The sequence below is a fragment of the Tepidimonas fonticaldi genome (assembly GCF_001675355.1).
GTDB lineage: Bacteria > Pseudomonadota > Gammaproteobacteria > Burkholderiales > Burkholderiaceae_C > Tepidimonas > Tepidimonas fonticaldi.
Map to the genome: position 1 here is coordinate 91,466 of NZ_LZDH01000065.1, position 26,160 is coordinate 117,625.

A 26,160-nucleotide genomic window follows, 5' to 3' on the forward strand; every position below is an offset into this window, starting at 1 on the left:
TTACCGCAGAGACAGACCGGCGCGGCGCAGCAGCTCGGCCGTCTCGTACGCGGGCAGGCCCATGATGCCGGTGTAGCTGCCGGTGATGCGCCGCGCCCACAGACCGGCGCGGCCCTGGATGCCATAGGCGCCCGCCTTGCCGAACGGCTCGCCGGTGGCGATGTAGGCCGCAATGTCCTCCGCCGTCAGGGGCTTGAAGGTGACCGTCGAGCGGTTCACCGCCAGCCACTCGCGCCGTCCCCGCGCGACCGCCACCGCGGTGAGCACCTGGTGGCGCCGGCCCGACAGGCGCTGCAGCATGCAGGCGGCGTCCGCGGCATCCGCCGGCTTGCCGAGGATGTCGCCCCCGTCCGCCACGGTGGTGTCGGCACACAGAACCAGACCGGCCGGCCAGCCCCGGCGCTGGCGCCGGGCCTCCGCCGCCCGCAGCTTGAGGCGGGTGACGCGCCGCACATAGACCAGCGGTGCCTCCCCGGGCTGCACGCACTCCAGCGCCTCGGGGTCCTCGTCGGCATCCGGCAGCAGCGGCACGGCGGTCACGCCCCATTGCTCCAGCAACTGGCGGCGGCGTGGGCTTTGCGACGCCAGGTACACCCATGGGCGGTCGTCGGTGGGCAGGTCGGGTCGGGCCTCGGTCATTCGCGGTGGTAGGGGTGGCCGGTGTTGATGGACCACGCCCGGTAGAGTTGCTCGATGAGCAGCACGCGCGCCAGGGCGTGCGGCAAGGTCAGGTCGGACAGGCGCAGCCGGTGCTGGGCGGCCTGGCGCAGCGCGGGATCCAGCCCGTCCGGCCCGCCAATCACGAAAGCGACATCGACGCCGTCGAGCTGCCACTGCCGCAGGCGCTGCGCCAGCTCCTGCGTGGTGCAGCGGTCGCCGCGCTCGTCCAGCACGACCAGGCGGGCGCCTTTGGGGCAGGCGGCCTCCAGGCGCTGGCGCTCGGCCGCCATCAGCGCTTCCGGGGGTTTGCCGCTGGTGCGCGGCTCGGCCTTGACGGTGCGCAGATGCACCCGCGCCTCGGGCGGAAAGCGTTTGGCGTAATCCTCGTAGGCCGCCTCGGCCCAGTCGGGCATGCGCTGGCCCACGGCCAGCAAATGCCACTTCATGCGGCGTCGTCGGCCGCCGGGCGGCGGCGCCGCGGCACGGACGCCCGCGGGGCGGTGGCCCCGGCCGCCGACGGGGTGGCGGCACGCGGGGCCGCCCGGCGCAGGCGCACCGGCTTGCCGCCCCAGATCTCTTCCAGCCGGTAGTACTGGCGGATGGCGGGCTGCATCACATGCACGACGGCCGAGCCGCAATCCACGATGATCCACTCGCCATTGTCCTCGCCCTCCACCCGGGGTTTGGCAAACCCGGCCTCGGCCACTTTGTCGCGCACGCTGGCGGCCAGCGCCTTGGTCTGGCGGTTGGAGGTGCCGCTGGCGATGATGACCCGCTCGAACAGCGGCGTGATCGCCTCGGTGTTGAAGACTTGGATGTCCTGGGCCTTGACGTCCTCGAGGCCGTCGACGATGGCGCGCTGGAGTTTCTGGATCTGGCGTTGGGCGGCGGTGTCGGTCATGGAATCGGTGTATCAAGCGGCCGGCCCGTGCGTCGCAGCATAGAGCCGATGGTCGGAAATATACCGCGCGACGGCAGGCGGCACCAGCGCCGCCCCATCCGGGGCGGGGGTCGCGTCACGGGCGCCGGATGGCCGGTTGGCCTGGCGCCACTGGTCGCGCACGGCCGTGGCGCTCAGATCCGTCGGGGGCAGATCGAGCGCGACGAACGGCAGCCCCACCTGGGCCAGATCGGGCAACGGCGCACTACCCCCGACCAGCGGCCGGTTGGCCACGGCCACCGTCGCCCAGCGCAGAATGTCCTCCCAGCGCCGCCAGGTGCGAAAGGCCAGCCACTGATCGGCCCCCATCACCACGAACAGCGCCGCCCCGGGATGCTCGGCGCGCAGCTCGGCCAGGGTGTCCACGGTGTACGTCGGGCCGTCGCGAGCGATCTCTCGCCCATCCACCACCACCCCGGGCAAATCGGCAAAGGCCAGGCGGCACATGGCCAGCCGGTGCCGCGCGTCGGTCAGGGGGCGCGCCTTGTGCCAGGCCTGTCCGGTGGGCAGGATCAGCAGGGTGTCGAGCGAGAGTTGCCGCAGCGCCGCCTCGGCCAGGGCCCGGTGCGCCCGATGGGGCGGGTCGAATGCGCCGCCGTACACACCGATGCGGCGCGCAGCGGGGGCGCACACGGGGGCAGAACCGGTCACAGCCAGTCGCGGCGCACCAGAAATTCGGTCAACAGCCGATGCTCGGGCGTGCCGGGCTGGGGCCGCTCGTTGTACGACCAGCGCACCAGCGGCGGCATGGACAGCAGGATGGACTCGGTGCGCCCGCCCGACTGCAACCCGAAGTGCGTGCCCCGGTCCCAGACCAGGTTGAACTCGACATAGCGGCCGCGGCGGTAGAGCTGGAACTGGCGTTCGCGCTCGCCGTAGGGTGTGCCGACGCGGCGCTGCACGATGGGCAGGTAGGCGTGCAAAAAGGCGTCGCCCACGGCGCGCGTCATCGCAAAACCGCCCTCGAAGCCCAGCTCCGAAAAGTCGTCGTAAAAAATCCCGCCGATGCCGCGCTGCTCGCCGCGGTGGCGCAGGCAGAAGTAGTCGTCGCACCAGGCCTTGAAGCGCGGGTATTTGTCCGCGCCGAAGGGCACCAGCGCCTGCGCGCAGGTGCGGTGGAAGTGCACCGCATCCTCCTCGAAGCCGTAGTAGGGCGTGAGGTCCATGCCGCCGCCGAACCAGCTCACCGCCTCGCCGCCGCGGGCCGGGCGCGCCGTGATCATGCGCACATTCATGTGCACGGTGGGCACATACGGGTTGCGCGGATGGAACACCAGCGACACGCCCAAGGCCTCGAACGGCGCGCCAGCCAACTCGGGCCGGTGCTGCGTGGCCGACGGGGGCAGCTTGGGGCCGCTGACGTGCGAAAACCCACAGCCGGCGCGCTCGAACACCTCGCCGCCTTCCAGGATTTGCGTCACGCCGCTGCCCTGCAGCGCCTCCCCCGGCGCCTTCTCCCAGGCGTCGGACAGGAAGGAGCGGCCGTCGATCTCGGAAATGGCGCTGGTGATGCGCTGCTGCAAGCCCAACAGGTATTCGCGCATCTGGGTCACGGGCTCGTGGGCCATGGTTGCCTCCTCAGGGGGCGCGGTGGGCGGCCGGCCTGCCCGGCCGCGGGCGCGTTCAGCCGGCCTGACGCGCCAGCGCGCGGTGGCCAATGTCGTGTCGGTACTGCATGCCGTCGAAGGCGATGCCGCGCACCAGCGCATACGCGCGGTCGCGGGCCGCGGCGACGTCGGCCCCCAGCGCGGTGGCGCACAGCACGCGCCCGCGGCTGGTCACCAACTGCCCCTGCTGCAGCGCGGTGCCCGCGTGGAAGACGACGGCATCCGCCGCGTCCGCCGGCAGCACGGTGACGACATCCCCCTTGCGGGGCGTGAGCGGGTAGCCGGCGGCCGCCACCACCACGCCCAGAGCGACGCGCGGGTCCCAGTCCAAGGAGATGGTATCCAACCGCCCATCGGTCGCCGCCAGCAACACCTCCACCAGGTCGCTGCGCAGGCGCATCAGGATGGGCTGCGTCTCCGGGTCGCCCATGCGGCAGTTGAACTCCAGCGTCTGGATGCTGCCGTCCGGCGCCACCATCAACCCCGCATACAAAAAGCCCGTGTATGGCGTGCCCTCGGCCGCCATGGCGCGCACGGTCGGCTCGATCACCTCGCGCAGGGCGCGCGCGTGCACCGCAGGCGTGACGACGGGCGCGGGCGAATACGCGCCCATGCCGCCGGTGTTGGGCCCGGCGTCGCCGTCCAGCAGCCGCTTGTGGTCCTGGCTGGTGGCCAGCGGCAGCACATGGGTGCCATCCACCAGCACGATGAAGCTGGCCTCCTCCCCTTGAAGGTAGGACTCGATGACCACACGCGCGCCCTCGGCGTTGTGCTGCACGCCCAGGCGGTTGTCCACCAGCATGAAGTCGATCGCCTCGTGCGCCTCGGCGGCCGTCATGGCCACGACCACGCCCTTGCCCGCCGCCAGGCCGTCGGCCTTGACGACGATGGGGGCGCCCACCCGGTCCACGTAGGCGTGCGCCGCCGCAGGGTCGGAGAACGTCTCGTGCGCCGCGGTAGGGATGCCGTGGCGCTGCATGAACGCCTTGGCAAAGGCCTTGGAGCTTTCGAGCTGCGCGGCCGCCTGCGTCGGGCCGAAGATGCGCAGGCCCGCGGCGCGAAAGACGTCCACGATGCCGGCGGCCAGCGGGGCTTCCGGCCCCACCACGGTCAGGCCGATGCGGTTGGCCAGCGCCCAGTCACGCAAGGCCGCGACGTCGGTGATGGGCACATTGACCAGATCCGGATCGCGCGCGGTACCGCCATTGCCGGGCGCGACGAACACCTGCTCCGCGCGCGGGGATTGTTTGAGCTTCCACGCCAGCGCGTGCTCGCGGCCGCCGCCGCCGACGACCAGCACCCGAATGCGTTCGTTCATTCCGGCAGTTCCGCGTTGTGGAAGACGTCCTGCACGTCATCCAGGTCTTCGATGGCGTCGAGCAGCTTTTGCATGCGCTGCGCGTCCTCGCCCTCCAGCACCACGGAGTTGGAGGGCCGCCAGGTGATGTCGGCCATCGCGGGGGTCAGCCCCGCGGCCTGCAGCGCGTCGCGCACGGCCTCGAACTGCGCCGGCGCGGTCAGCACCTCGATCGAGCCGTCCTCCTGCGTGATCACGTCGTCGGCGCCGGCCTCCAGGGCGACTTCCATCACCTTGTCCTCGCTGGTGCCGGGCTCGAAGACGATCTGGCCGCAGTGCTGAAACTGGAACGCCACCGACCCCTCGGTGCCCAGGTTGCCGCCGTGCTTGCTGAAGGCATGGCGCACCTCGGCCACGGTGCGCACGCGGTTGTCGGTCATGCAGTCGACGATGACGGCCGCGCCGCCGATGCCGTAGCCCTCGTAGCGCACCTCTTCGTAGTTGACGCCCTCGAGGTTGCCGGTGGCCTTGTCGATGTTGCGCTTGATGGTGTCGGCCGGCATGTTGGCGGCCTTGGCCTTGTCGATGGCCAGCCGCAGGCGCGGGTTGGCGGCCGGGTCACCGCCGCCCTGGCGGGCGGCGATCATGATCTCGCGCACCACGCGCGTCCAGATGCGCTGGCGCTTCTCGTCCTGGCGCGCCTTGCGGTGCTGGATGTTGGCCCACTTGGAATGTCCTGCCATGCAAACCTCGTCGATTCCGTCGCGATAATCGGGTCAGGCTGACCGTTGGGGGTAGCCCGCTATTCTACGCGGCCCCCTGCTGCGGCCTGCCGCCAGCGATTCCAACCCTGCCCTCACGCCCCGGACACCCCGCCATGACCGAGCCGATCCTGATCGCCCGCCGCGACGCCGTCGAGTGCCTGCTGCTGCCCGACAAGGCCAACCGCCACGGACTGGTGACCGGCGCCACCGGCACCGGCAAGACCGTCACGCTGCAGACGCTGGCCGAGGGCTTCTCGCGCCGGGGGGTGCCGGTGTTCATGGCCGACGTCAAGGGCGACCTGACCGGCATCAGCCAGCCCGGGCGCATCGAGGGCAAGCTGGCCCAGGTGCTGGCAGACCGCGGCATCACACCACCGCCGCCCACCGCCTGCCCGGTGACGCTGTGGGACGTGTTTGGCGAGCAGGGCCACCCGGTGCGCGCCACGATCAGCGACATGGGCCCGCTGCTGCTGGCGCGCATGCTCGGCCTCAACGACACCCAGGCCGGCGTGCTCAACCTGGTGTTCAAGATTGCCGACGACCAGGGCCTGCTCCTGCTGGACCTGAAAGACCTGCGCGCAATGCTGCAGCACGTCGGCGACAACGCCCGGCAGTTCACCACCGAATACGGCAACATCAGCGCGGCCAGCATCGGCGCCATCCAGCGCGGGCTGCTGGCGCTGGAACAGCAGGGGGCGGACCGGTTTTTTGGCGAGCCGATGCTCGACATCGCCGACCTGATGCAGACCGTGAACGGCCAAGGCGTGGTCAACATCCTGGCCGCCGACAAGCTGCTCAACGCGCCGCGGCTGTACGGCACCTTTTTGCTATGGCTGCTGTCGGAGCTGTTCGAAGCGCTGCCGGAGGTGGGCGACCTGGACAAGCCCAAGCTCGTGTTCTTTTTTGACGAGGCGCACCTGCTGTTCGAAGACGCCCCCAAGGTGTTGGTGGAGCGAATCGAACTGGTCGTGCGACTGGTGCGCTCCAAGGGCGTGGGCGTGTACTTCGTCACCCAGAATCCGCTCGACATCCCGGACAGCGTGCTGGGCCAGTTGGGCAACCGCATCCAGCACGCGCTGCGGGCCTTCACCCCGCGCGACCAGAAGGCCGTCAAGGCCACCGCACAGACGATGCGGCCCAAGGCGGGGCTGGACATCGAGGCCGCGATCACCGAACTGGCCGTGGGCGAGGCCCTGGTGAGCCTGCTCGATGCCAAGGGCCGACCGAGCGAGACCGAGCGGGTCTGGGTCATGCCCCCCGGCAGCCGCCTGGGGCCGGTGACGCCGCAGGAGCGCCAGGCGCTGCTGCGTGGCTCGCTGGTGGCGGGGGTGTACGACCAGGCGGTGGATCGCGAAAGCGCCTACGAGCGGCTGCGCGCCAGCCACCAGGGCGCTCAGCCGCCGCGCGACGGTGCGGGTGCCGCCGGCTCGACGGCCGCCGCGCCCCGGTCGGCACCGGCCGATTCCACCGGCCTGGGTGCCCGCGTGGGCGAGGTGCTGTTTGGCCGCACCGGCCCGCGCGGCGGGCAGCACGACGGGCTGGTCCAGGCGGTGGTCAAGACCGCGGTGCGCGAGATTGGCGCCAACCTGGGCCGGCAGCTCGTGCGCGGGCTGCTGGGCGGCCTGGTCGGCGGCAGCACCCGGCGGCGCTGAGCGGCGTCGGCAGCCGCCCCCGGGTTTGTGCCCTCCCCGTCGGGCACGGCGTCGGCCTACACTGGGCGCCCATGCATCGGCACTGCAGGAGACACACGGAATGACCGCCTGGCTGGCCCTCGCCGGGTGGGCCCTGGCCATCGCGCTGGGGGCCGGCTGGTGGCGCGAGCGGCGGGCGCGGGATCGCGCCCGCACCTTGCTGCAAGAGGAGCAGCGCTGGATCTCGGAGCTGTTCGACCGGCTGGACATCGCGCACTGGCAGCGCAACCTGGACACGCAGGCACTGTGGTGGTCGGATGTGTTCCGGCGCATGCACGGCATCGCACCGGACGAGCCGGCCGAACGCGAACGCTCGCTGCGCCAGTTGGTCCCGGAAGACCGCGAGCGGGTGCATCGCGTGTTGGAAGAGTCTTACGCACGCGGCAGCGGGGAGGCGGGCTACCGGATCCAGCAGCCGGACGGCCGCATCACCCACCATATGCTGCGCATCGTCGTGACGCGCGAACCGGCCACGGGGCAGCGCGTCGCATTTGGCGTCAACCTCGACATCAGCGAGCGGGCGCGGCTGGAGGCGGCGCTGCGCGAGCGATCGGCATACCTGGAAGCCATCGTGCAAAACCTGCCGATGGGCTTGAGCGTGTTCGACCGCCAGCTCAAACTGCGGGTCTGGAATGCGGAATTCGGGCGCGTGCTCGACTTGCCGCAGGAGCTGCTCTACGACGGGGTGGACTTCGACGACCTGATCCGGGTGCCGGCCCAGCGCGGCGAGTACGGTGCGGTGGATCCGGAGCAGGCGGTGGCCGAACGCCGGCGCCTCGCGCTGCAATTTCGCGCCCACCGGCTGGAGCGCACCCGTCCCAACGGCCGCACGCACCTGGTCATTGGCGAGCCGATTCTGCGCGATGGCGAGGTGGTGGGCTTCGTCACCACCTACACCGACATCACCGAGCAGAAGCAGGAGCGCGAGCGGCTGGCGCAGGCGCGCGACATCCTGCGCACGCTGGTGGACAACATTCCCGTCGGCGTCTCGATGGTCGATCGGGAGTTGCGCATGCAAGTCTGGAACGACCGCCTGCTCGACCTGCTGGACCTGCCCCGACCGCTGTTCGAGCGGCCCGATCTGACCCTGGTCGATGTGCTGCGCTACAACATCGAGCGCGGCGAATACGGCGCGCAAACCGACCCGCACCGCCTGCTTGCGGAGATGCGCGAGCGCGCCCTGCGTTTCGAGCCGCACGAGTTCGAGCGCGTCCGCCCGAATGGCCGGGTGCTGCATGTGCGCGGCCAGCCGCTGGCGACGGGCGGCTTCGTCACCGTGTACACCGACGTCACCGAGCGCCGCGCCGCCCAGGACACCATCGAGCGGCTGGCGCGCACCGACGCCCTCACCGGCCTGACCAACCGGCATGCACTGCCGGTCGCGCTGGACCAGGCGCTGGCCGCGGCCGAGCGCGACGGCCGACCCCTGGGCGTGCTGTTCATCGATCTGGACCGCTTCAAGGCCATCAACGACTCTCTGGGCCACGAGGCAGGCGACCAGGTGCTGGTAGAGGCAGCGCAGCGGCTGCGCTCCCGCCTGCGGGCCAGCGACATCGTCGCGCGCATCGGTGGCGACGAATTCGTCGTGGCCTTGACCGGCATGCAGGACGAAGCCGACGCCGCGCGGGTTGCGTTGCAGATCGTGCAAGCCATGTCGGAGCCCTTCACCGTCGACAGCGGGGCCCATGGGGTGCTGCGCGCCTATGTCACGCCGTCGATCGGCATCGCCTCCTTCCCACGCGACGGGCGCCGTGCCGCGGAGCTGCTGCGGCTGGCCGACATCGCGATGTACCACGCCAAGGGCGATGGCGGCGCGGGGTGGCGCTACTACACCCCGGCCATGAACGAACAGGTCCTGCGCCGCATCGACCTGGAGGCACGCCTGCGCGAGGCCATCGCGGGCGACGCCCTCGAGCTGTACTACCAGCCCATCCACGCGCTGAGCGACGGGATGCCGCTGCTGGGCTTCGAGGCCCTGCTGCGCTGGCCGCAGGCGGATGGCGAAGTGCTCTCACCGGCCGCCTTCGTGCCGATGGCCGAGCAGTCGGCCGACCTGATCGAGGCGCTGGGCCGCTGGGTGTGCACGGCGGTCGCCCGCCAGCGGCAGCGCTGGCAGCAGCTGTACCCGGAGTGGCCGCTGTTGCTCAGCATCAACCTGTCGGCGCGCCAGTTCGACCGCGAGGGGCTGGCCGAGCGCATCCGCGACGCGTTCGCCGCGGCCGACCCTGAAGGTGCCGCAGCTGCGCTGCCCCTGCTCGGCATCGAATTCGAAATCACCGAAGGGGCCATGATGCGCGACCCGCGGCGCGCCGAAGCCGAGCTGTCGCGCCTGCGCGAGCTGGGCGCACGCATCGCGATCGACGACTTTGGCACGGGGTACTCGTCCCTGGCCTACCTCAAGCACCTGCCGATCGACCGGCTCAAGATCGATCGCACCTTCGTGCGGGATGTGGCCGACGACGCGGACGATGCCGCCATCGTCACCGCGGCCGTCGCCTTGGCGCACCGCCTGGGGCGCGAGGCGGTGGCCGAAGGCGTGGAGACGGCCGCGCAACTGCATGCGCTGCGCCAGATCGGCTGCGACGCGGTGCAGGGCTTTGGGCTGGGGCGGCCCATGCCGGCCCTGCAGGTGGGTGGCCATCTGCAGCGCGTGGCGCGCGGCGAGCACCTGGCGCTGTGGCGGGCCGCCGGTCAGTCCTCCGGCGCCAGCGAGGCGGCGTAGTCCATCAAATCGGCCAGGATCGCCTGCGCGCGCTCGTCACCGCGCTCGACGGCGCCTTCGGCCAATGCATCCAGCCGCTCCAGATAGGCCGGCAGCGGTGCAAAGCCCCCAGTGCCGTCCATCAATCGAGCGCGGCAGTGGTCGCGCCAGCGCAAGCGCTCATCGTCGCGCAGCGACTCGGGGTGGTTGCGGGCGCGGAAGCGAAACACCAGCTCCGGCAGCCGCGGATCGTCGAACCCCGCCCGCTGCCACGCCGGATCGGCGGGGTCGAGCTGGCGCAGCCGCGCCAGCCGCCGGCGGTCCTCGTCACCGACGAAACCGTCGTAGAGCGCCCCGTCCACATCCGCCGGCCCGGCAGGCACGTCGCGCCCGAACAGCGCGGCCCACAGCGCGCCCAGATCGGGCAGGCCGGCCGCGTAGGCGGCGTGCCGCTGGATGAGCCCCAAATCCAGCCCGAAGCGCTCGGCGGCGCCATCCTGCAGCACCGCCGGGTTGCTGACCACCATGGGCGAGCGGTTGAGGTGGATGCTCTTGAGCGGCAGCCGCCGCACCCCTTCGGGCAAGTCCGCCTGGCGGGTGAACAGGCGCAGGCGGGCTTCCTCCGGCCGCAAATCGATCAGCTCGCGCGGATCGTGGGCCAGATCCCAAGCCAGCAGCTCGTTGCGGTTGGACGGGTGGCTGGCCAGCGGCCACATCACCGCCAGGCAGCCCCGCTCGGTGGAAAACTGGCCCGACACATGCACGAAGGGGCGTGCCTGGCCCGCCAGCGCGGGCAGGCCCAGCACCTGCATCACGCGATCGCGCCGGTGCAACCCAAAGGCGTAGTCGAACAGCCGGGGCTGGCGCTCGCGGATCAGGCGCGCCACCGCCACCGTGGCCAGCACATCCGACAGGGCGTCGTGCGCCTGGGTGTGGGCGAGGCCGTTCGCCGCCGTCAGATCCTCGAGGCGAAAACTCGGCCGTCCGTCGGGGTGGCGCGGCCACTCGATGCCTTGCGGGCGCAGCGCCCACGTCATGCGCACCACGTCCAGCACATCCCAACGGCCGCAGCCGTTGCGCCACTCCCGGCCGTAAGGATCGAGCAGATTGCGCCACAACAGGTGGCGCGTGAACTCGTCGTCGAAGCGGATGGAGTTGTAGCCCACACCGACGGTGCCCGGACGCTCCAGCTCGGCCAGGATGGACTCGGCAAAGGTGCGCTCGCTGACGCCGCGGTCCAGACAGGTCTGGGGCGTGATGCCGGTAATCAGGCAGCTTTCCGGGTCGGGCAGATAGTCCGGTGCCGGGCGACAGTACGCAATGAGGGGCTCGCCGATGGGGTTGAGCTGGGCATCGGTGCGCAGACCGGCAAACTGGGCGGGCCGATCCCGCCGGGCGTCGGCGCCGAAGGTCTCGTAGTCGTGCCAAAAAAAGGTGTGGGCGGTCTGGGTCACCCGGACATGGTAACCGGTGCGCCGCGCTGGTCATGTCGGGTCACGTCGGCAACATCGGGGCACGCGGCCCCACGGGGCGTGGATTGGCGTACAGTGGGGCCATGCCGCCTAAGCCCCCGACTGCTCCTGCACCAGAGACCCTCCACACCGCCGTCGCCCCCTGCCCCTTGGGGGACGTGCGGGTCGCCGTCAGCCCGGCCGGCCTGTGCGCCGTCGCGCTGGGTATGCCGGACGACGCCTGGCGGGCCGATCTGCGCCGGCGTTTTCCCCGCGCGGCCCTCGCGGACGGTCAGGACACGCACCGCGCGTGGGCGGACGCGGTCGCCGCGCTCATCGAAGTCCCTGCCCAGGATTTCGCCCTGCCGCTGGACCTCCGCGGGACCGCCTTCCAGCAGCGCGTTTGGGCGGTGCTGCGCACCATTCCCCCCGGCCAGACCCTCGGCTACGGCGAGGTCGCCCGCCGTCTGGGCGCCCCCCGTGCCACGCGAGCCGTGGCGCAGGCCTGCGGCGCCAACCCGCTGGCGGTGGTGATTCCGTGCCACCGGGTGATCGCCAGCGACGGCCGCCTCACCGGCTACCGCTGGGGGCTGGAACGCAAGCGCGCGCTGCTGCAACGCGAGGGGGCACAGCCACGCGCCTGACCCCGCCCACGGCCCGGGGCTGGCCCGGGGCGGGTGCATCAGTCGGCCGTGGCCTCCTCCGGCTCGGCCGGTTCGGCCTTGCGGTCCTTCTTCGGCATCGGCTGGATGTCGAGCTTGACCTGCGGCTCGCCGCCGCCCTCGGGCGTCTCGACGTCCACCGTCAGGCGCCCGCCGTCCACCAGCCGGCCGAACAGCAGCTCGTCCGCCAGCGCCCGCCGGATCGTGTCCTGGATCAGGCGCTGCATCGGGCGTGCGCCCATCAGCGGGTCGAAGCCCTTCTTCGCCAGGTGCTTGCGCAGCGCGTCGGTGAAGGTGACCTCGACCTTCTTCTCGGCCAGCTGCTGCTCCAGCTGCAGCAGGAACTTGTCCACCACGCGCAGGATGACCTGCTCGTCCAGCGGCTTGAAGCTGACGATGGCGTCCAGCCGGTTGCGGAACTCCGGCGTGAACAGGCGCTTGATGTCGGCCATCTCGTCACCGGCCTGACGCTGCGTCGTGAAGCCGATGGTGGACTTGTTCATCGTCTCGGCGCCGGCGTTGGTCGTCATGATGATGATGACGTTGCGGAAGTCGGCCTTGCGCCCGTTGTTGTCGGTCAGCGTGCCGTGGTCCATCACCTGCAGCAGCACGTTGAAGATGTCCGGGTGCGCCTTCTCGATCTCGTCGAGCAGCAGCACGCAGTGCGGCTTCTTGGTGATGGCTTCCGTCAGCAGCCCGCCCTGGTCGAAGCCGACGTAGCCCGGCGGCGCGCCGATCAGGCGGCTGACCGCGTGGCGCTCCATGTACTCCGACATGTCGAAGCGGATCAGCTCGATGCCGAGGATGTAGGCGAGCTGCTTGGCCGCCTCGGTCTTGCCGACGCCCGTGGGGCCGCTGAACAGGAACGCCCCGATCGGCTTGTCCGGCTTGCCCAGGCCCGAGCGCGCCATCTTGACGGACGAGGCCAGGGCCTCCAGCGCCTTGTCCTGGCCGAACACCACGGCCTTGAGGTCGCGCTCCAGGTTTTGCAGCTTGCCGCGGTCGTCGCTGGACACGCTGGCCGGCGGAATGCGCGCGATCTTGGCGACGATCTCCTCGATCTCGGCCTTGCCGATGGTCTTTTTGCGCTTGGATGGCGCGACGATGCGCTGCGCCGCCCCGGCCTCGTCGATGACGTCGATGGCCTTGTCGGGCAGGTGGCGGTCGTTGATGTACTTGGCCGACAGCTCGGCCGCGGCCTGCAGCGCCGCGGCGGCGTACTTGACGCTGTGGTGCTCCTCGAAGCGCGACTTCAGGCCCTTGAGGATCTCGATGGTCTGCTCCACCGTGGGCTCGACCACGTCCACCTTCTGGAAGCGCCGCGACAGCGCCGCATCCTTCTCGAAGATGCCGCGGTACTCGGTGAAGGTGGTCGCGCCGATGCACTTGAGCTGGCCGCTGGACAGCGCGGGCTTGAGCAGGTTGGACGCATCCAGGGTGCCGCCGGAAGCGGCGCCCGCCCCGATCAGGGTGTGGATCTCGTCGATGAACAGGATGGCGTTGGGTTTGTCCTTGAGCGCCTTCAGCACGCCCTTGAGGCGTTGCTCGAAGTCGCCGCGGTACTTGGTGCCCGCCAGCAGCGCGCCCATGTCCAGGGAATACACCGTCGCATCGGCCAGCACGTCGGGCACGTCCTTTTGCACGATGCGCCAGGCCAGCCCTTCGGCGATGGCGGTCTTGCCCACGCCGGCCTCGCCGACCAGCAGCGGGTTGTTCTTGCGCCGGCGGCACAGAATCTGGATCACCCGCTCGACCTCGTAGTCCCGCCCGATCAGGGGATCGATCTTGCCGTCCTTGGCCGATTGGTTGAGGTTCTGGGTGAACTGCTCCAGCACCGACGCCTTCTCGTTGCCCTTGGCCTCGCCGGCCTCCTCGTTTTCGGCGGCGCTGCCCTCGCTGGACTTGGCGGGCTCGGGCGACTCGCCCTTGCGGATGCCGTGCGCGATGTAGTTGACCACGTCCAGCCGGGTGATGCCCTGCTGGTGCAGGTAGTACACCGCGTGCGAGTCCTTCTCGCCAAAGATGGCCACCAGCACGTTGGCGCCGGTGACCTCTTTCTTGCCGTTGCCGGTGGACTGCACATGCATGATGGCGCGCTGGATCACGCGCTGGAAGCCCAGCGTCGGTTGCGTGTCCACCTCGTCCGTCCCCGCCACGGTGGGCGTGTTGTCCTTGATGAAGGTGGTCAGCGACTTGCGCAGATCGTCGATGTTGGCGTTGCAGGCGCGCAGCACCTCGGCGGCGCTGGGGTTGTCCAGCAGCGCCAGCAGCAGATGCTCGACCGTGATGAATTCGTGCCGCTGCTGCCGGGCCTCGACAAAGGCCATGTGCAAGCTGACTTCAAGTTCCTGGGCAATCATGGGGCACTTCCTTCACTTCGGGGTTCAACTGTAGCGCGATGCATCCACCGGCACACTCGGGTATGTGGGGCGGAGTTCTCGTTATTCAACGGGTTCCGCCACGCACTGCAGCGGATGCCCCGCGGCCCGTGCGGCCTGGGTGACCTGTTCGACCTTGGTGGCGGCGACATCGCGGGTGTAGACGCCGCACACGCCGCGCCCGTGCACATGGATCTTGAGCATGATCTGGGTCGCCGTCTCGCGGTCCTTGTTGAAAAACTCCTGCAGCACGCGCACGACGAACTCCATCGGCGTGAAGTCGTCGTTGAGCAGGACGACCTGGTACATCTTGGGCGGCTGCACGCGCTGGCGGCGACGCTCCAACACCACCGCATCGCCGCCACCGGGCACGCTCGGGGTCAGATCGGGTTGTTTTGGTGTCGTGGCCATGGCAATCATTCTGCAATAAATTCGGCACCCCCACATGGGGTGCGGCCTGGCCGTCCGTCGCCCAAAAAGCACCGCCGCCCCAGGGGGCGGCGGCAGCGTGGGTCGCCAGGGATTACGCCCGACCGGCGCGGCGGACGGCGCGGGCACGTCCCGGCCCGCGCAGCGATCACATGTGGTCGATCATGACCTGGCCGAAGCCCGAGCACGACACTTGCGTGGCACCTTCCATCAGGCGCGCGAAGTCGTAGGTGACCTTCTTGCTCTGGATGGCCTTTTCCATGCTGCTGATGATGAGGTCGGCCGCCTCTTTCCAGCCCATGTGGCGCAGCATCATCTCGGCCGAGAGGATCTCGGAGCCGGGGTTGACGTAGTCCTTGCCGGCGTACTTGGGCGCCGTGCCGTGCGTGGCCTCGAAGCAGGCGACCGAGTCGGACAGGTTGGCGCCCGGGGCGATGCCGATGCCGCCCACCTGCGCCGCCAGCGCGTCAGAGATGTAGTCGCCGTTGAGGTTGAGCGTGGCGATCACCGAGTACTCCGCCGGGCGCAGCAGGATCTGCTGCAGGAAGGCGTCGGCGATCGAGTCCTTGACGACGATGTCCTTGCCCGTCTTGGGGTTCTTGAACTTGCACCACGGACCGCCGTCGATCGGCTCGGCGCCGAATTCGCGCTGCGCCAGCGCATAGCCCCAGTCACGGAAGCCGCCTTCCGTGTACTTCATGATGTTGCCCTTGTGCACGAGTGTCACGCTGGGCTTGTCGTTGTCGATCGCGTACTGGATGGCCTTGCGCACCAGGCGCTCGGTCCCCTCGATGGACACGGGCTTGATGCCGATGCCCGAGGTCTCCGGGAAGCGGATCTTGGTCACGCCCATCTCTTCGATCAAAAACTTGATCAGCTTCTTGGCCTTGTCGCTCTGCGCCGGGTATTCGATGCCGGCGTAGATGTCTTCCGAGTTTTCGCGGAAGATGACCATGTCGGTCTTTTCCGGCTCCTTCAGCGGCGAGGGCACGCCCTTGAAGTAGCGCACCGGGCGCAGGCAGACGTAGAGGTCCAGTTCCTGGCGCAGTGCAACGTTGAGCGAGCGGATGCCGCCACCGACCGGGGTGGTCAGCGGGCCTTTGATGGAAACCACGTATTCCTTGAGGGCGTGCAGGGTTTCCTCCGGCAGCCAGACGTCGGGCCCGTAGACTTTGGTGGACTTCTCGCCCGCGTAGACCTCCATCCAGTGGATCTTGCGCTTGCCGCCGTAGGCCTTGGCCACCGCCGCATCCACCACCTTGATCATCACCGGGGTGATGTCGAAGCCGGTGCCATCCCCCTCGATGTACGGGATGATCGGGTTGTCCGGCACGTTGAGCGACATGTCGGCGTTGACGGTGATCTTTTGGCCTTCAGCGGGCACGTGGATGTGCTGATACATGAGCGGGGTCTCCGTAGGGCGTAATGCGGCACAGCACCGGGTGGGCGCTGGGCTCTAGAATCGATTCTATCGACAAAACCTCCGTGGACCTGACGCCATGCCTGCCCCGCTCCGCCTGCCGGCCGCCCTTCACCGCCGCCCTTGGTCGGGCCGGCGGCAGCGCGGTCGGCGCCCGGTAGGCGCGGGATTCTGGGCGGTGCTGGCGCTGGCCGTGGGGCTGTGCGCGACTCCGGCGGCGGCGGTGCAGCCCCCCGCCGCCGAGCGGGCTCAGACTGCCCAGACGGACTTGCCGCGCGTGTCGCTGCGCGCCGGAATGCACCTGATCGATGCCCAGGTGGCGCTGACGCACGAGCAGCGCTCGATCGGCCTGATGTGGCGACGGGAGCTCGCCCCCAACGAAGGAATGCTGTTCGTCTTCGAGGCGCCGGCCGTGCAGTGCTTTTGGATGCGCAACACCTATGTGCCGCTGACGGCAGCCTTCGTCGCGGACGATGGCCGCATCGTCAACCTGGCAGATATGCGCCCGCTCGACGAGACCAGCCACTGCTCGCGCGAGCCCGTGCGCTATGTGCTCGAGGTCGCGCAGGGCTGGTTTGCCAAGCGGGGCATCGGCCCCGGCTTTCGGCTGGCCGGCGGGCCGTTTGGCGGGCGTTGACGGACGCCGCCCTGGCTTCGCCACCCCGGCAGGAACGACGAAGGGGCGGTCGAGCCGCCCCTTCGGAAGCCCGGCCCCGTGTCTGAGCGGGGCCGGGGCGTCGCGCCGTCAGGCGTAGTTGGCCTGCGCGAATTCCCAGTTCACCAGCTTGTCGAGGAAAGTCTCGACGAACTTCTGGCGCAGGTTGCGGTAGTCGATGTAGTAGGCGTGCTCCCACACGTCCACCGTCAGCAGCGCCTTGTCGGCGGTGGTCAGCGGCGTGCCGGCGGCGCCGGTGTTGACGATGTCGACGCTGCCGTCGGGCTTCTTGACCAGCCAGGTCCAGCCGGAGCCGAAGTTGCCGACCGCGCTCTTGACAAAGGCCTCGCGGAAGGCGGCATAGCTGCCCCACTTGGCGTTGATGGCCGCCGCCAGCGCGCCGGTCGGCTCACCGCCGCCGTTGGGCTTCATGCAGTTCCAGAAGAAGGTGTGGTTCCAGACCTGCGCGGCGTTGTTGTAGATCGGGCCGGGATTGGGCGCCTTGCGGATGATGTCCTCCAGCGCCATCGACTCGTACTCGGTGCCCTTTTGCAGGTTGTTCAGGTTGACCACGTAGGCGTTGTGGTGCTTGCCGTGGTGGTACTCCAGCGTCTCCTTGGAGTAGTGCGGCTCCAGGGCGTCGATGGCAAACGGCAGGGGGGGCAGCGTGTGTTCCATGGCGTGTCCTCTTTGGGGTTGTGGTCGAATCGTCGGATTGTAGGGAAGGGCTATGGCAGCCGCATGGCAGGCTCGCCGTGTCCCCGGAGGCGGCGCGGGATCCCGGCCGCGCGGTCGCGGCCGCGGGATCAAGGCGCCGGCTCGGCATGCACGGCGCTCACCCGCACATCCAGCCGTCCTGCCGCCAGGGCCACGTGGAGGGGGGCGTCCTGCGCCGTCTGGTCGGCGCGGGTGACGACATGGCCCTGGGCGTCGGTGACCAGGGCGTAGCCCCGCTGCAGCACCAACTGGGGGTCCAACAGGGCCAGTTGGGCGCCCCAGCGCTCCAGCCGCAGCCGGCGCCGCTCGGTGTCGCGTCGCCCTGCGGACTGCCACGCCTGCTCCAGCCGCAGCAGGTGTTGGCGTTGCCGGTCGATGCGCAGCGCCAGCGCCCGCTCCAGCCGGTGCTCGTGCGCCTGCAGGCGGGCGCGCTCGCGGGCGGTCAGGGCGGAGGGCCGCCCCAGCCGCTGCGCCAGCCGGTCCAGGTGCTGCGCCTGATCGTCGATCCGGCGCCAGAGCGCCGCGCTCAGGCGCTCGGCCTGGCGCTGCAGTGCCTCGCGCAGCGTGGCGGCGGCGGGGGCGCACAGTTCGGCCGCCGCGGTCGGCGTCGGCGCCCGTACATCCGCGACGAAGTCCGCCAGCGTCACATCCGTCTCGTGCCCGACGCCGCAGACGATGGGCATGGGCGCCTGGGCCATCGTGCGCACCAAATCGGGGTCGTTGAAGGTCCACAGGTCTTCCAGCGAGCCGCCGCCGCGCACCAGCAACAGCACGGCCGGCGCTCCGGTGTCGCGGTGGTCCTGGTAGGCACGGCGCAACGCGGCACACAACTGGGCCGGCGCATCCGCTCCCTGCACCGCGGCGGGGTACAGCCGCACCGGCAGATGCGGCACCCGCCGCGCCAGGGTGGTGGCCACGTCGCGCAGGGCCGCTGCGTCGAGCGATGTGACGACCCCGACGCTCGCCGGAAACGCCGGCAGCGGCCGCTTGCGCGCCGACTCGAACAGGCCTTCGGCCTGCAGCGTGGCCTTCAGGCGCAAAAACCGCTCGTACAAATCCCCCTGCCCCGCCAGCCGGACGCGCTCGACCACGAGCTGCAGATCCCCGCGCGGGGCATACACATCCAGCCGCCCCAGCACCTCGATGCGCAGGCCGTCGCGCAAAGCGACGGCGCTGGCCTCTGCCGCGCGGCGAAAAAACGCGCAGCGCAACTGCCCCTGCGCGTCCTTCAGCGTGAAGTAGGCATGGCCGCTGCCGGCGCGCAGGTAGCCCGCCACCTCGCCGCTCACCCGCACGGGGTTGAAGCGCGCCCGCAGCGCGTCGGCGACGGCCGCCACCAAGGCCCCGACGGGCCAGGCGGGCTCGTCGCCCGACGGCGGCCAAGGCGATCCGCTCATGGGGTTGCCCACAGTTCGCCCCCGCCAGCGGCGCGTGGGTCACAGCCCGGATGACACCTGAACGTCATCGCCAAGTCCTTGTAAAAACACAGGTTTTTTACTCAATCAGAGGAGACTCGAGATTCACAGGCTGTCCACATCCAGTCAATCCCAAGGGCAGCAGACGGGTTGCACACAAGCTTATCCACAGGCCGGGTGACCACATGGACTGGGCGGCCCCACGCGCCCGCCCCACAGGGCCTGCTTCATAATGCGCGCAGCGACCGCCGCCCAGGAGAACCCCCTTGTTGTCGATCATACAAGCCGCCGGCTGGCCCATTTGGACGCTGATCGCGTGCTCCGTCCTCGGTCTGACGCTCGTCATCGAACGCGCCATCAGCCTGCGAACCAGCAAGATCGCGCCCCCCCAACTGGTGGACGAAGCCATCCAGGCCTCGCGGCATGGCGTCCCCCCGCCCACCGTGGTCGATCAATTGGCCGACAACTCGCTGCTCGGCTCGGTGTTGGCCAGCGGATTTCGCACCCTGCAGGCCAACCCCCGCGCCACCGAGGCCGAGCTGCGCGCCGGGCTGGAATCCGCCGGCCGCCTGGCCGCGGCGCAGTTGCAGCGCTACCTGGGGGCGCTGGCCACCGTAGCGTCGGCAGCGCCGCTGCTGGGCCTGCTCGGGACGGTGATCGGCATGATCGAGATTTTCGGCTCGCAGGCCAGCCCCGGGGGCTTGATGCCGGGCGGGGGCAATCCGGCGCAGCTCGCGCACGGCATTTCGGTCGCGCTCTACAACACGGCCTTCGGCCTGATGATCGCCATCCCCGCGCTGATTTTCTGGCGCTACTACCGGGCCCGGGCGGATGCGTTTCTGCTCCAGCTCGAAGTGGGGGCCGAGCGGTTCGTCCACCACCTGCTCACCCTGCGCCGCTGACCCCTGCCCTCTCCCCTGCGCGAGGTCTGCATGAACTTCCGACACGGCAACCGCGAGGAACCGGAGATCAACCTGATCCCGTTCATCGACATTCTGTTGGTGGTGCTGATCTTTTTGATGCTCACGACCACCTTCAGCCAGGCGACCGCGCTGCAGGTCAACCTGCCGGTCGCGAATGCCGAGCCGCCCCCGCAGAGCCCCACCGAAATCGTGGTCACGGTCGGGCCGGACGGCCGCTACGTGGTGGACAACCGCGTGCTGGACGCGCACGGGGTCGACGCGCTGGTGGCCGCGCTGCGCGCGAGCCAGGCCTCGCGCAACGACAGTCTGCTCGTCATCCAGGCCGACGCGGCGGCCAGCCACCAGTCGGTGATCAACGTCATGGACGCCGCGCGGCAGGTCGGCCTGGTGCAGATCACGTTTGCCACGCAGCACGGCGAGCGCCGCTGATGCCCGCCGGCCTGGACCTGCCATCGGCCTGGCTGGGGCGGGGACCGCTGGCCTGCAGTCTGCTGCCGCTGGCCGCGCTGTACCGCGCGGTGCTGGCCGGGCGCGCGCTGGCGTGGCGTCTGAGCGGGCGGCAGGCGCAGCGACTGCCGGTGCCGGTGGTGGTGGTCGGCAATGTCGTGGTCGGCGGGGCGGGCAAGACGCCCACCGTCATCGCGCTGGTGCGCCACCTGCAGGCGCGGGGCTGGCGCCCGGGCGTCGTCTCGCGCGGCCACGGCCGCCGGCCCGGTCAGGATCTGCACGTCGTCGAGGACACGGCCGACCCCGAGCGCTGCGGCGACGAACCGGCCCTGATCGTGCGCGAGACCGGCGCGCCGCTCGCCGTGGGCCGGGACCGCCAGGCCGCCGCCCGCGCCCTGTTGCAGCGCCATCCCGAGGTGGACATCGTCGTCAGCGACGACGGCATGCAGCACTGGGCCCTGGCACGGGATTTGACGATCGTCGTGTTCGACGACCGGGACGTGGGCAACGGCTGGCTGCTGCCGGCCGGGCCGCTGCGCGAGCCCTGGCCCGGCCCCATCTGGGGCGGCGGACCGGCGCTGGTGTTGCGCACGGCCGCGCCGCGGCGCCCCCCTCGCGCCCATCCGTATGCCGAGTTTGCCGCGACCCGGGCCTTGGCGGCCGATGCCGTCGATGCCCGGGGCCACCGCCACGCGCTGGGCGACTGGGCAGCACAGGGCTCGCCAGTGGGGGCCTTGGCGGGCATCGCTAGGCCGCAGGCATTTTTTGACCTGTTGCGTCAGCGGGGACTTGCCCTGGCGCAGACCCTGGCGCTGCCCGATCATGCGTCGGCCGACCAGATCGGCGCCGCGCTGCGCGAGGCCACCGCAGCCCCCGGGGCGCCCCGCGTCTGGCTGTGCACGGACAAGGACGCGATCAAGCTGCACGGTCTGCACGACCCGCCCCTGCCCGGGCAGGCATCGCTGTGGCGCGTACCGCTGGTGTTCACCCCCGAGCCGGCGTGGTTTGCGGCGGTGGATCGGCATCTGGAACGACTGCGCCCACGGCCTGCGCTTTGACCGATCCAAGGCGCTATGATGCCCGCCATGGATCCGAAGCTGCTCGAACTGCTCGTGTGCCCCGTCACCAAGGGCCCGCTGGTGTATGCGCGCGAGACGCAGGAGCTGATCTCCCGCGGAGCCCGGCTGGCCTACCCGATCCGCGACGGCATCCCCATCATGCTGGAAAACGAAGCCCGCGCCCTGGACGAGGCCGAACTGGACCGGCTGGCCCCGCCGCGCCCCGCGGCCCCCTGACGCTGCCGACGCCATGCCTGTCGATTTCCACGTCGTGATTCCGGCGCGGCGCGCCTCCACCCGCCTGCCCGACAAGCCGCTGGCCGACATCGGCGGCGCCCCGATGGTCGTGCGGGTGGCCCAGCGCGCCCTGGTCAGTGGGGCCCGCTCATGCACCGTCGCGACCGACGACGCGGCAATCGCCGACGCATGCGCCGCCGCGGGTGTCGCCGCCCTCCTGACCCGGGTGGACCATCCCAGTGGCAGCGACCGGCTGGCCGAGGCGGTGGACCGGCTGGGGCTGCCCGACGACGCGCTGGTGGTCAACGTCCAGGGAGACGAGCCACTGATCGACCCGGCGCTGGTGCGGGCCGTGGCCCAGGTGCTGCAGGACCGCCCCGACTGCGCGGTGGGGACGGCCGCCCACCCGATCGCCACGGCGGCGGAGCTGTTCAACCCGAACGTCGTCAAGGTGGTGCTGGACCGGCGGGCGACGGCGCTGTACTTCAGCCGCGCGCCCATGCCTTGGTGGCGTGACGCACCGTGCCACGATGGCGAGCTGGACCTCGCCACCTGGCCCGCGCAGGCGCGGCCGCTGCGGCACATCGGCCTGTATGCGTACCGTGCCGGGTTTTTGCGGCGCTTTCCGCAATTGCCGGCCGCGCCCCTGGAGCGCTGCGAAGCGCTGGAACAACTGCGCGTGCTGTGGCACGGCGAGCGCATCGCCGTCACCGTCACCGAGCACGCCCCCGGCCCCGGTGTAGACACCCCGGAGGACCTGGAGCGCGTCCGCGCCCTGTGGGCACACCTGCACGGCTGAACCCCCAGTGGTATCGCAGCCTGTAAGGCTGTGTCGGGGTGCGCATGCTATTCTTTGGCGCTGGCCGAGCGCCAGCCGCCGCCGGTCTGCGAGGCACCCCACCGCGCAGCGGCCCCGCTAACACGATCGCGACGAGTAAAGGAAACCCATGAGACTGATTCTGTTGGGCGCTCCGGGCGCTGGCAAAGGCACGCAAGCCGCGTTCATCTGCCAGAAGTACGGCATTCCGCAGATTTCGACCGGTGACATGCTGCGCGCGGCCGTCAAGGCCGGCACGCCGCTGGGCCTGGAGGCCAAGAAAGTCATGGATGCCGGCGGCCTGGTCAGCGACGGCCTGATCATCGATCTGGTCAAGGACCGCATCGCCCAGCCGGATTGCGCCAACGGGTTTCTGTTCGACGGTTTTCCGCGCACCATTCCGCAGGCGGAGGCCATGCGCCAGGCCGGGGTGCGCATCGACTATGTGCTCGAGATCGATGTGCCGTTCGACGCCATCATCGAGCGCATGAGCGGCCGGCGCGTCCACCCGGCGTCGGGTCGGACCTACCACGTCAAGTTCAACCCCCCCAAGGTGGACGGGGTGGACGACGTCACGGGCGAGCCCCTGATCCAGCGCGACGACGACAAGGAAGAAACCGTGCGCAAGCGCCTGGACGTCTACGCCGCCCAAACCCGGCCGCTGGTGGATTACTACAGCGGCTGGGCCAAGCAAGACCCCGCCACCGCCCCCAAATACCGCGTCATCAGCGGTCTGGGCACGGTGGAGGAGATCACCCAGCGCGTCTTCGCGGCACTGGCCGACTGAACGCGCCGGCCCCGGGGGCGTTCAGCTCAGGGCGGCCTGCTGCCACAGCAGGTGCAGCGACAGCGCCAGCCGGGCCTTGGCAGGCGGCAGATCCGTCACCGCAAACGGGCGCCGCGCCCGCCCGCCGTCGCCGGGAATCACCTCGCCCTCGGGGCAGCGGGTCGTCACCCAGACGGTCACCCCCTGGTCCTCGGCGTCGGCGAGGGCCGCCACCAGTTCGGTATGTAACGAGCCGTTGCCCGTGCCGGCCACCACCAGGCCGGCCAATGGGGCATCGGCGTCTTCACCGGCCACGGCGGCATGCCGCTGCCGCAGCAGGGCGCGCACCAGCGCCCCATCCGCCCCTCCGTGGCTGCTGATCCACTCCACCCGCGGCCAACGCTGCGCGGTCAACACGGCCTGCACACGCGCCGCCTGATCGGGGTGGGGTGAGACGGCGGCAGGCTGGGCCAGCCACCGCACGCGCCCGGCCTCGACCCAGGCCGCCGGGCCGCCATCGCCCGCACCGAACGCATCCGCCCGAGCCGGATGCACCTTGCGCACCGCGCGGGCATCGAATACGCGCCCGGCGAGCGTCACCCACACCCCGCCCGCCGTCTGCGCGACGGCATCCCCCGCCAGGGTCAGGGCATCGGCCAAGTTCTGCGGGCCATCGGGCGCTGCCGCCGAGGCCGGCCGCATCGCCCCCACCAGGACCACCGGCCGGCGCGGTTGCAGCACCGCGTGCAGCAGCCAGGCGGTCTCCTCCAGCGTGTCCGTGCCGTGGGTGATGACCAACGCCGCCACCTCCGGCCGCTGCAGGTGCCGCCACGCGGCCGCCAGCAGCGCCTGCCACAGGGCGGGCGTCATGTCCTTGCTGTCCACGTTGGCAACCTGCTCGGCCTCTAGCCGCATGCCATCGGGCGGCACCAACCCCGCCAACAGGTCGGCCACCGGCACGACCCCGGCCTGGTACCCCACCACATCCTGCGCGTTGGCGGCGCGGCCCGCGATCGTTCCGCCCATGCCCAACACCACCAGCACGCGCGGCGGCTGCGCCGCACGGCCCTCCGTCATCGCGACCATCGTCATGATTCGGCCCGTGAAATGACAAACCTTTGAATGTTCCGCACTATGCTAACGTAGCGCCGGCTGGCGACGGCAGGGCGGCTGCCGCACGCCGCGAACGCCAAACAGGGAGATCCCGATGACCCCCGACACCCTCATGCTCGCCGGGCTGGGCCTGGGCCTGATCAACGCCGTGCTGCTGCTGGTGCTGTTGCTGCGCCGGCCCCGCTTCGACACCCCGGCCGACCTTGCGGCGCGCATCGGTGTCATGGAGCAGGCCCTGCAGGGGCTGGCGCAGGCGGGGGCCCGCGCCGATGCCGGCCTGACACGGCTCGATGCGCAACTGCGCGACTTCACCCAAAATACCCACCACAACCTGGATGCCAAGCTCGCGCTGATGATGGACGAGTCGCGCCACGGCCGCAACGAACTGACCGGGGCATTTCAACAGTTCGCGGCCCGCCTGGAGCAGCGCATCGGGGGCTTCGATGCGTCCATGGGGCAGCGATTCGACTCGCTGCAGCACGCCCTGCTCTCCCGGCTGGCCGAAGCCACCCAGGCGCAGACGGCGCAGTTTGCCCAGGCGCAGGCCGATGCGGCGACGGCCCGCCAGGAACTCACCGCGGCGCTGGAGGCCTTCCGCAAAGATCTGTCCACGACGCTGAAGGCCCTGTCGGACGAGACGCAAACCGCGCGTCTGACGCTCGCCCAAAATGCGCACGCCTTCGAGCAGCAGATTCAGAACCGCTTCGAGGCGCTGGGCCAGATCACCGCGACGACCCTCGATACGCTCAAGAAGGACGTCTCCTCACAGCTGGGCACCCTGGCGACGGCCCTCAAGGATTTGCTGGAAGCCACGAGCGGCCACATGCACCGCCAGTTTGCGACGCTGCAGGAGGCCGTGGCGCAACAACTGCAAACCATGACCCAGGGCTGGCAGCAAAGCGCCGAGCAACTGCGCCACGCCCTCAACGAGCGCCTGGCGGCCATCCAGGCGGACAACACCGCCAAGCTCGAAGAAATGCGCCGCACGGTCGATGAGAAGCTGCACGCGACCCTGGAGCAGCGCCTCGGGGACTCGTTCCGCCTGGTGAGCGAACGGCTCGAGCAGGTCCACGCCGGCCTGGGCGAGATGAAGCACCTCGCCGGCAGTGTGGGGGATCTCAAGCGCGTCATGACCAATGTCCGCACACGCGGCACCTGGGGCGAGGTGCAGCTGGGCGCGATCATCGAGAGCCTGCTGACGGCCGAACAGTACGATCGCAATGTCAAGACGGTCGAGGGCAGCGCGGACCTGGTCGAGTACGCCATCAAAATGCCGGGCAAAAACGACCACGAGGCCGTGTGGCTGCCCATCGACTCCAAGTATCCGGTGGAGGACTACCAGCGCCTGCTCGACGCCCACGACAGCGGTGACAAGGAGCAGGTCCTCAAGGCGAGCAACGCCTTTGCGGCCGCCGTCAAGGCCGAAGCCAAGAAAATCCGCGAAAAATACGTCGCCCCGCCGAAAACGACGGACTTTGCCATTCTGTTCGTCCCGACCGAGGGGCTCTTTGCCGAGATTTGCCGCATCCCCGGCATGGTCGAAACGCTGCAAAACGACCACCGTGTCGTGATCGCCGGGCCAACCACCCTGGCCGCCATGCTCAACAGCCTGCGCTTGGGTTTTCGCACCCTGGCCATCGAGAAGCGCTCGTCCGAGGTCTGGAACATCCTGGCCAGCGTCAAGACGGAATTCCGCAAATTCGGCGACACCATCGAAGCCACCCGCAAATCCATCGACAACGCGGCCAAAAAGTTCAGCGACATCGGCGTGCGCACGCGGGCCATCGAACGCCGCTTGCGCGGGGTGGAAGAACTGCCCGCCGACACCCCGACGGGCCTGGAAGCGGCCGACCTGCTGGCGCTGGACGACGAGGGGACGGGCGATCCGATGGCGACGAACGGCCGCGACGGCGGGGAGGGGTGATGGCACTCCGCCTGGATCGTCGGCTGTTTCCGCAGCCCGACGCCCGCATCGCATAACAAAAAGCCCCGCATCGTGCGGGGCTCTGTCC

24 protein-coding genes and 1 pseudogene are annotated in these 26,160 nt (G+C 70.2%); 11 read left to right on the forward strand and 14 right to left on the reverse strand.

Annotated features, from left to right (window positions below):
• The 7 genes and pseudogenes from A9O67_RS10690 to A9O67_RS10720 all read right to left on the reverse strand — a co-directional run bounded on the left by A9O67_RS10690 (position 1) and on the right by A9O67_RS10720 (position 5,247).
• Positions 1 to 639, reverse strand: coding sequence for a Maf family protein (locus A9O67_RS10690; RefSeq protein ID WP_068610173.1), 639 nt, complete (start codon positions 637 to 639; stop codon positions 1 to 3).
• Positions 636 to 1,106, reverse strand: a complete 471-nt coding sequence (gene rlmH / locus A9O67_RS10695) for a 23S rRNA (pseudouridine(1915)-N(3))-methyltransferase RlmH (protein WP_068610175.1) — start codon at positions 1,104 to 1,106, stop codon at positions 636 to 638. The genes A9O67_RS10690 and rlmH overlap by 4 nt, the downstream gene beginning before the upstream one ends.
• A 98-nt stretch (positions 1,107 to 1,204) precedes the next feature.
• Positions 1,205 to 1,561: pseudogene (rsfS, locus tag A9O67_RS10700) on the reverse strand (ribosome silencing factor); the annotation flags it as partial.
• A gap of 12 nt (positions 1,562 to 1,573) precedes the next feature.
• The gene (gene nadD, locus A9O67_RS10705) at positions 1,574 to 2,233 is read right to left on the reverse strand and encodes a nicotinate (nicotinamide) nucleotide adenylyltransferase (protein WP_156682307.1); all 660 of its coding nucleotides are present in this window, start codon (positions 2,231 to 2,233) and stop codon (positions 1,574 to 1,576) included.
• Between the two features lie 14 nt (positions 2,234 to 2,247).
• Positions 2,248 to 3,168, reverse strand: a complete 921-nt coding sequence (gene hemF, locus A9O67_RS10710) for an oxygen-dependent coproporphyrinogen oxidase (protein ID WP_068610177.1) — start codon at positions 3,166 to 3,168, stop codon at positions 2,248 to 2,250.
• Positions 3,169 to 3,223: 55 nt separating this feature from the next.
• The gene (gene purD / locus A9O67_RS10715) at positions 3,224 to 4,513 is read right to left on the reverse strand and encodes a phosphoribosylamine--glycine ligase (protein ID WP_068610631.1); all 1,290 of its coding nucleotides are present in this window, start codon (positions 4,511 to 4,513) and stop codon (positions 3,224 to 3,226) included.
• 8 nt (positions 4,514 to 4,521) lie between these two features.
• Positions 4,522 to 5,247, reverse strand: a complete 726-nt coding sequence (locus A9O67_RS10720; protein WP_068610179.1) for a YebC/PmpR family DNA-binding transcriptional regulator — start codon at positions 5,245 to 5,247, stop codon at positions 4,522 to 4,524.
• A 134-nt stretch (positions 5,248 to 5,381) separates the two neighbouring features.
• Here A9O67_RS10720 and A9O67_RS10725 point away from each other — a divergent pair, with 134 nt between their 5' ends.
• On the forward strand, positions 5,382 to 6,920 hold the full coding sequence (locus A9O67_RS10725; RefSeq protein WP_068610181.1) for a helicase HerA-like domain-containing protein: 1,539 nt from the start codon (positions 5,382 to 5,384) through the stop codon (positions 6,918 to 6,920).
• A 100-nt stretch (positions 6,921 to 7,020) separates the two neighbouring features.
• Positions 7,021 to 9,681, forward strand: coding sequence for a sensor domain-containing protein (locus A9O67_RS10730; protein WP_068610182.1), 2,661 nt, complete (start codon positions 7,021 to 7,023; stop codon positions 9,679 to 9,681).
• Here A9O67_RS10730 and sbcB read toward each other — a convergent pair.
• Positions 9,651 to 11,114 carry an exodeoxyribonuclease I gene (gene sbcB / locus A9O67_RS10735; RefSeq protein WP_068610184.1) on the reverse strand — a complete coding sequence of 488 codons (1,464 nt, stop codon included), beginning with the start codon at positions 11,112 to 11,114 and terminating at the stop codon, positions 9,651 to 9,653. The genes A9O67_RS10730 and sbcB overlap by 31 nt on opposite strands.
• A gap of 101 nt (positions 11,115 to 11,215) precedes the next feature.
• Between sbcB and A9O67_RS10740 the strand changes: the two genes are divergently transcribed.
• A complete protein-coding gene (locus A9O67_RS10740; RefSeq protein WP_197484478.1) occupies positions 11,216 to 11,755 on the forward strand; it encodes a methylated-DNA--[protein]-cysteine S-methyltransferase in 540 nt (179 codons plus the stop codon).
• Positions 11,756 to 11,793: 38 nt separating this feature from the next.
• Here the strand turns inward: A9O67_RS10740 and clpA are convergent, their stop codons facing one another.
• The 3 genes from clpA to icd all read right to left on the reverse strand — a co-directional run bounded on the left by clpA (position 11,794) and on the right by icd (position 15,982).
• Positions 11,794 to 14,133, reverse strand: a complete 2,340-nt coding sequence (gene clpA, locus A9O67_RS10745) for an ATP-dependent Clp protease ATP-binding subunit ClpA (RefSeq protein ID WP_068610188.1) — start codon at positions 14,131 to 14,133, stop codon at positions 11,794 to 11,796.
• Positions 14,134 to 14,214: 81 nt separating this feature from the next.
• Positions 14,215 to 14,571 carry an ATP-dependent Clp protease adapter ClpS gene (gene clpS, locus A9O67_RS10750; protein WP_068610190.1) on the reverse strand — a complete coding sequence of 119 codons (357 nt, stop codon included), beginning with the start codon at positions 14,569 to 14,571 and terminating at the stop codon, positions 14,215 to 14,217.
• Positions 14,572 to 14,728: 157 nt separating this feature from the next.
• Complete coding sequence (gene icd / locus A9O67_RS10755) at positions 14,729 to 15,982, reverse strand: NADP-dependent isocitrate dehydrogenase (RefSeq protein ID WP_068610192.1); 1,254 nt, start codon at positions 15,980 to 15,982, stop codon at positions 14,729 to 14,731.
• Positions 15,983 to 16,079: 97 nt separating this feature from the next.
• Between icd and A9O67_RS10760 the strand changes: the two genes are divergently transcribed.
• Complete coding sequence (locus A9O67_RS10760; protein WP_082955528.1) at positions 16,080 to 16,637, forward strand: DUF192 domain-containing protein; 558 nt, start codon at positions 16,080 to 16,082, stop codon at positions 16,635 to 16,637.
• Positions 16,638 to 16,745: 108 nt separating this feature from the next.
• On the opposite strand, the gene A9O67_RS10765 is transcribed toward A9O67_RS10760, so the two are convergent.
• Entirely contained in the window at positions 16,746 to 17,333 is a 588-nt protein-coding gene (locus tag A9O67_RS10765; protein ID WP_068610196.1) for a superoxide dismutase, read from the reverse strand.
• A gap of 128 nt (positions 17,334 to 17,461) precedes the next feature.
• Positions 17,462 to 18,769 carry an exodeoxyribonuclease VII large subunit gene (gene xseA / locus A9O67_RS10770; RefSeq protein WP_068610198.1) on the reverse strand — a complete coding sequence of 436 codons (1,308 nt, stop codon included), beginning with the start codon at positions 18,767 to 18,769 and terminating at the stop codon, positions 17,462 to 17,464.
• A gap of 284 nt (positions 18,770 to 19,053) precedes the next feature.
• Between xseA and A9O67_RS10775 the strand changes: the two genes are divergently transcribed.
• From A9O67_RS10775 to adk, 6 genes are all read left to right on the forward strand, one after another.
• Positions 19,054 to 19,689: a MotA/TolQ/ExbB proton channel family protein gene (locus A9O67_RS10775; RefSeq protein WP_068610201.1), complete on the forward strand. Its 636-nt coding sequence runs from the start codon at positions 19,054 to 19,056 to the stop codon at positions 19,687 to 19,689.
• Positions 19,690 to 19,719: 30 nt separating this feature from the next.
• The gene (locus A9O67_RS10780; RefSeq protein ID WP_068610203.1) at positions 19,720 to 20,139 is read left to right on the forward strand and encodes an ExbD/TolR family protein; all 420 of its coding nucleotides are present in this window, start codon (positions 19,720 to 19,722) and stop codon (positions 20,137 to 20,139) included.
• Positions 20,139 to 21,215: a tetraacyldisaccharide 4'-kinase gene (gene lpxK / locus A9O67_RS10785; protein ID WP_068610204.1), complete on the forward strand. Its 1,077-nt coding sequence runs from the start codon at positions 20,139 to 20,141 to the stop codon at positions 21,213 to 21,215. Before A9O67_RS10780 ends, lpxK begins: the two co-directional genes overlap by 1 nt.
• A 27-nt stretch (positions 21,216 to 21,242) precedes the next feature.
• Entirely contained in the window at positions 21,243 to 21,452 is a 210-nt protein-coding gene (locus A9O67_RS10790) for a Trm112 family protein (protein ID WP_068610633.1), read from the forward strand.
• A gap of 13 nt (positions 21,453 to 21,465) precedes the next feature.
• On the forward strand, positions 21,466 to 22,251 hold the full coding sequence (kdsB, locus tag A9O67_RS10795; RefSeq protein ID WP_068610206.1) for a 3-deoxy-manno-octulosonate cytidylyltransferase: 786 nt from the start codon (positions 21,466 to 21,468) through the stop codon (positions 22,249 to 22,251).
• A gap of 148 nt (positions 22,252 to 22,399) precedes the next feature.
• Positions 22,400 to 23,056 (forward strand): adenylate kinase, encoded by a 657-nt coding sequence (adk, locus tag A9O67_RS10800; protein ID WP_068610207.1) that lies wholly within the window; start codon positions 22,400 to 22,402, stop codon positions 23,054 to 23,056.
• Positions 23,057 to 23,077: 21 nt separating this feature from the next.
• On the opposite strand, the gene A9O67_RS10805 is transcribed toward adk, so the two are convergent.
• Positions 23,078 to 24,127 carry an asparaginase gene (locus tag A9O67_RS10805; protein ID WP_231960327.1) on the reverse strand — a complete coding sequence of 350 codons (1,050 nt, stop codon included), beginning with the start codon at positions 24,125 to 24,127 and terminating at the stop codon, positions 23,078 to 23,080.
• A 115-nt stretch (positions 24,128 to 24,242) separates the two neighbouring features.
• On the opposite strand from A9O67_RS10805, the gene rmuC reads away from it, so the two are divergent.
• A complete protein-coding gene (gene rmuC / locus A9O67_RS10810) occupies positions 24,243 to 26,072 on the forward strand; it encodes a DNA recombination protein RmuC (protein ID WP_068610209.1) in 1,830 nt (609 codons plus the stop codon).
• Positions 26,073 to 26,160: the final 88 nt, after the last annotated feature.

Coding starts and splice junctions, on each gene's coding strand:
- A9O67_RS10690 (WP_068610173.1), bottom strand. CDS start 639: ATGACCGAGGCCCGACCCGACCTGCCCACCGACGACCGCCCATGGGTG.
- rlmH (WP_068610175.1), bottom strand. CDS start 1,106: ATGAAGTGGCATTTGCTGGCCGTGGGCCAGCGCATGCCCGACTGGGCC.
- hemF (WP_068610177.1), bottom strand. CDS start 3,168: ATGGCCCACGAGCCCGTGACCCAGATGCGCGAATACCTGTTGGGCTTG.
- A9O67_RS10720 (WP_068610179.1), bottom strand. CDS start 5,247: ATGGCAGGACATTCCAAGTGGGCCAACATCCAGCACCGCAAGGCGCGC.
- A9O67_RS10725 (WP_068610181.1), top strand. CDS start 5,382: ATGACCGAGCCGATCCTGATCGCCCGCCGCGACGCCGTCGAGTGCCTG.
- A9O67_RS10730 (WP_068610182.1), top strand. CDS start 7,021: ATGACCGCCTGGCTGGCCCTCGCCGGGTGGGCCCTGGCCATCGCGCTG.
- A9O67_RS10740 (WP_197484478.1), top strand. CDS start 11,216: ATGCCGCCTAAGCCCCCGACTGCTCCTGCACCAGAGACCCTCCACACC.
- clpA (WP_068610188.1), bottom strand. CDS start 14,133: ATGATTGCCCAGGAACTTGAAGTCAGCTTGCACATGGCCTTTGTCGAG.
- clpS (WP_068610190.1), bottom strand. CDS start 14,571: ATGATTGCCATGGCCACGACACCAAAACAACCCGATCTGACCCCGAGC.
- icd (WP_068610192.1), bottom strand. CDS start 15,982: ATGTATCAGCACATCCACGTGCCCGCTGAAGGCCAAAAGATCACCGTC.
- A9O67_RS10760 (WP_082955528.1), top strand. CDS start 16,080: ATGCCTGCCCCGCTCCGCCTGCCGGCCGCCCTTCACCGCCGCCCTTGG.
- A9O67_RS10765 (WP_068610196.1), bottom strand. CDS start 17,333: ATGGAACACACGCTGCCCCCCCTGCCGTTTGCCATCGACGCCCTGGAG.
- xseA (WP_068610198.1), bottom strand. CDS start 18,769: ATGAGCGGATCGCCTTGGCCGCCGTCGGGCGACGAGCCCGCCTGGCCC.
- A9O67_RS10780 (WP_068610203.1), top strand. CDS start 19,720: ATGAACTTCCGACACGGCAACCGCGAGGAACCGGAGATCAACCTGATC.
- lpxK (WP_068610204.1), top strand. CDS start 20,139: ATGCCCGCCGGCCTGGACCTGCCATCGGCCTGGCTGGGGCGGGGACCG.
- A9O67_RS10790 (WP_068610633.1), top strand. CDS start 21,243: ATGGATCCGAAGCTGCTCGAACTGCTCGTGTGCCCCGTCACCAAGGGC.
- kdsB (WP_068610206.1), top strand. CDS start 21,466: ATGCCTGTCGATTTCCACGTCGTGATTCCGGCGCGGCGCGCCTCCACC.
- adk (WP_068610207.1), top strand. CDS start 22,400: ATGAGACTGATTCTGTTGGGCGCTCCGGGCGCTGGCAAAGGCACGCAA.
- A9O67_RS10805 (WP_231960327.1), bottom strand. CDS start 24,127: ATGACGATGGTCGCGATGACGGAGGGCCGTGCGGCGCAGCCGCCGCGC.
- rmuC (WP_068610209.1), top strand. CDS start 24,243: ATGACCCCCGACACCCTCATGCTCGCCGGGCTGGGCCTGGGCCTGATC.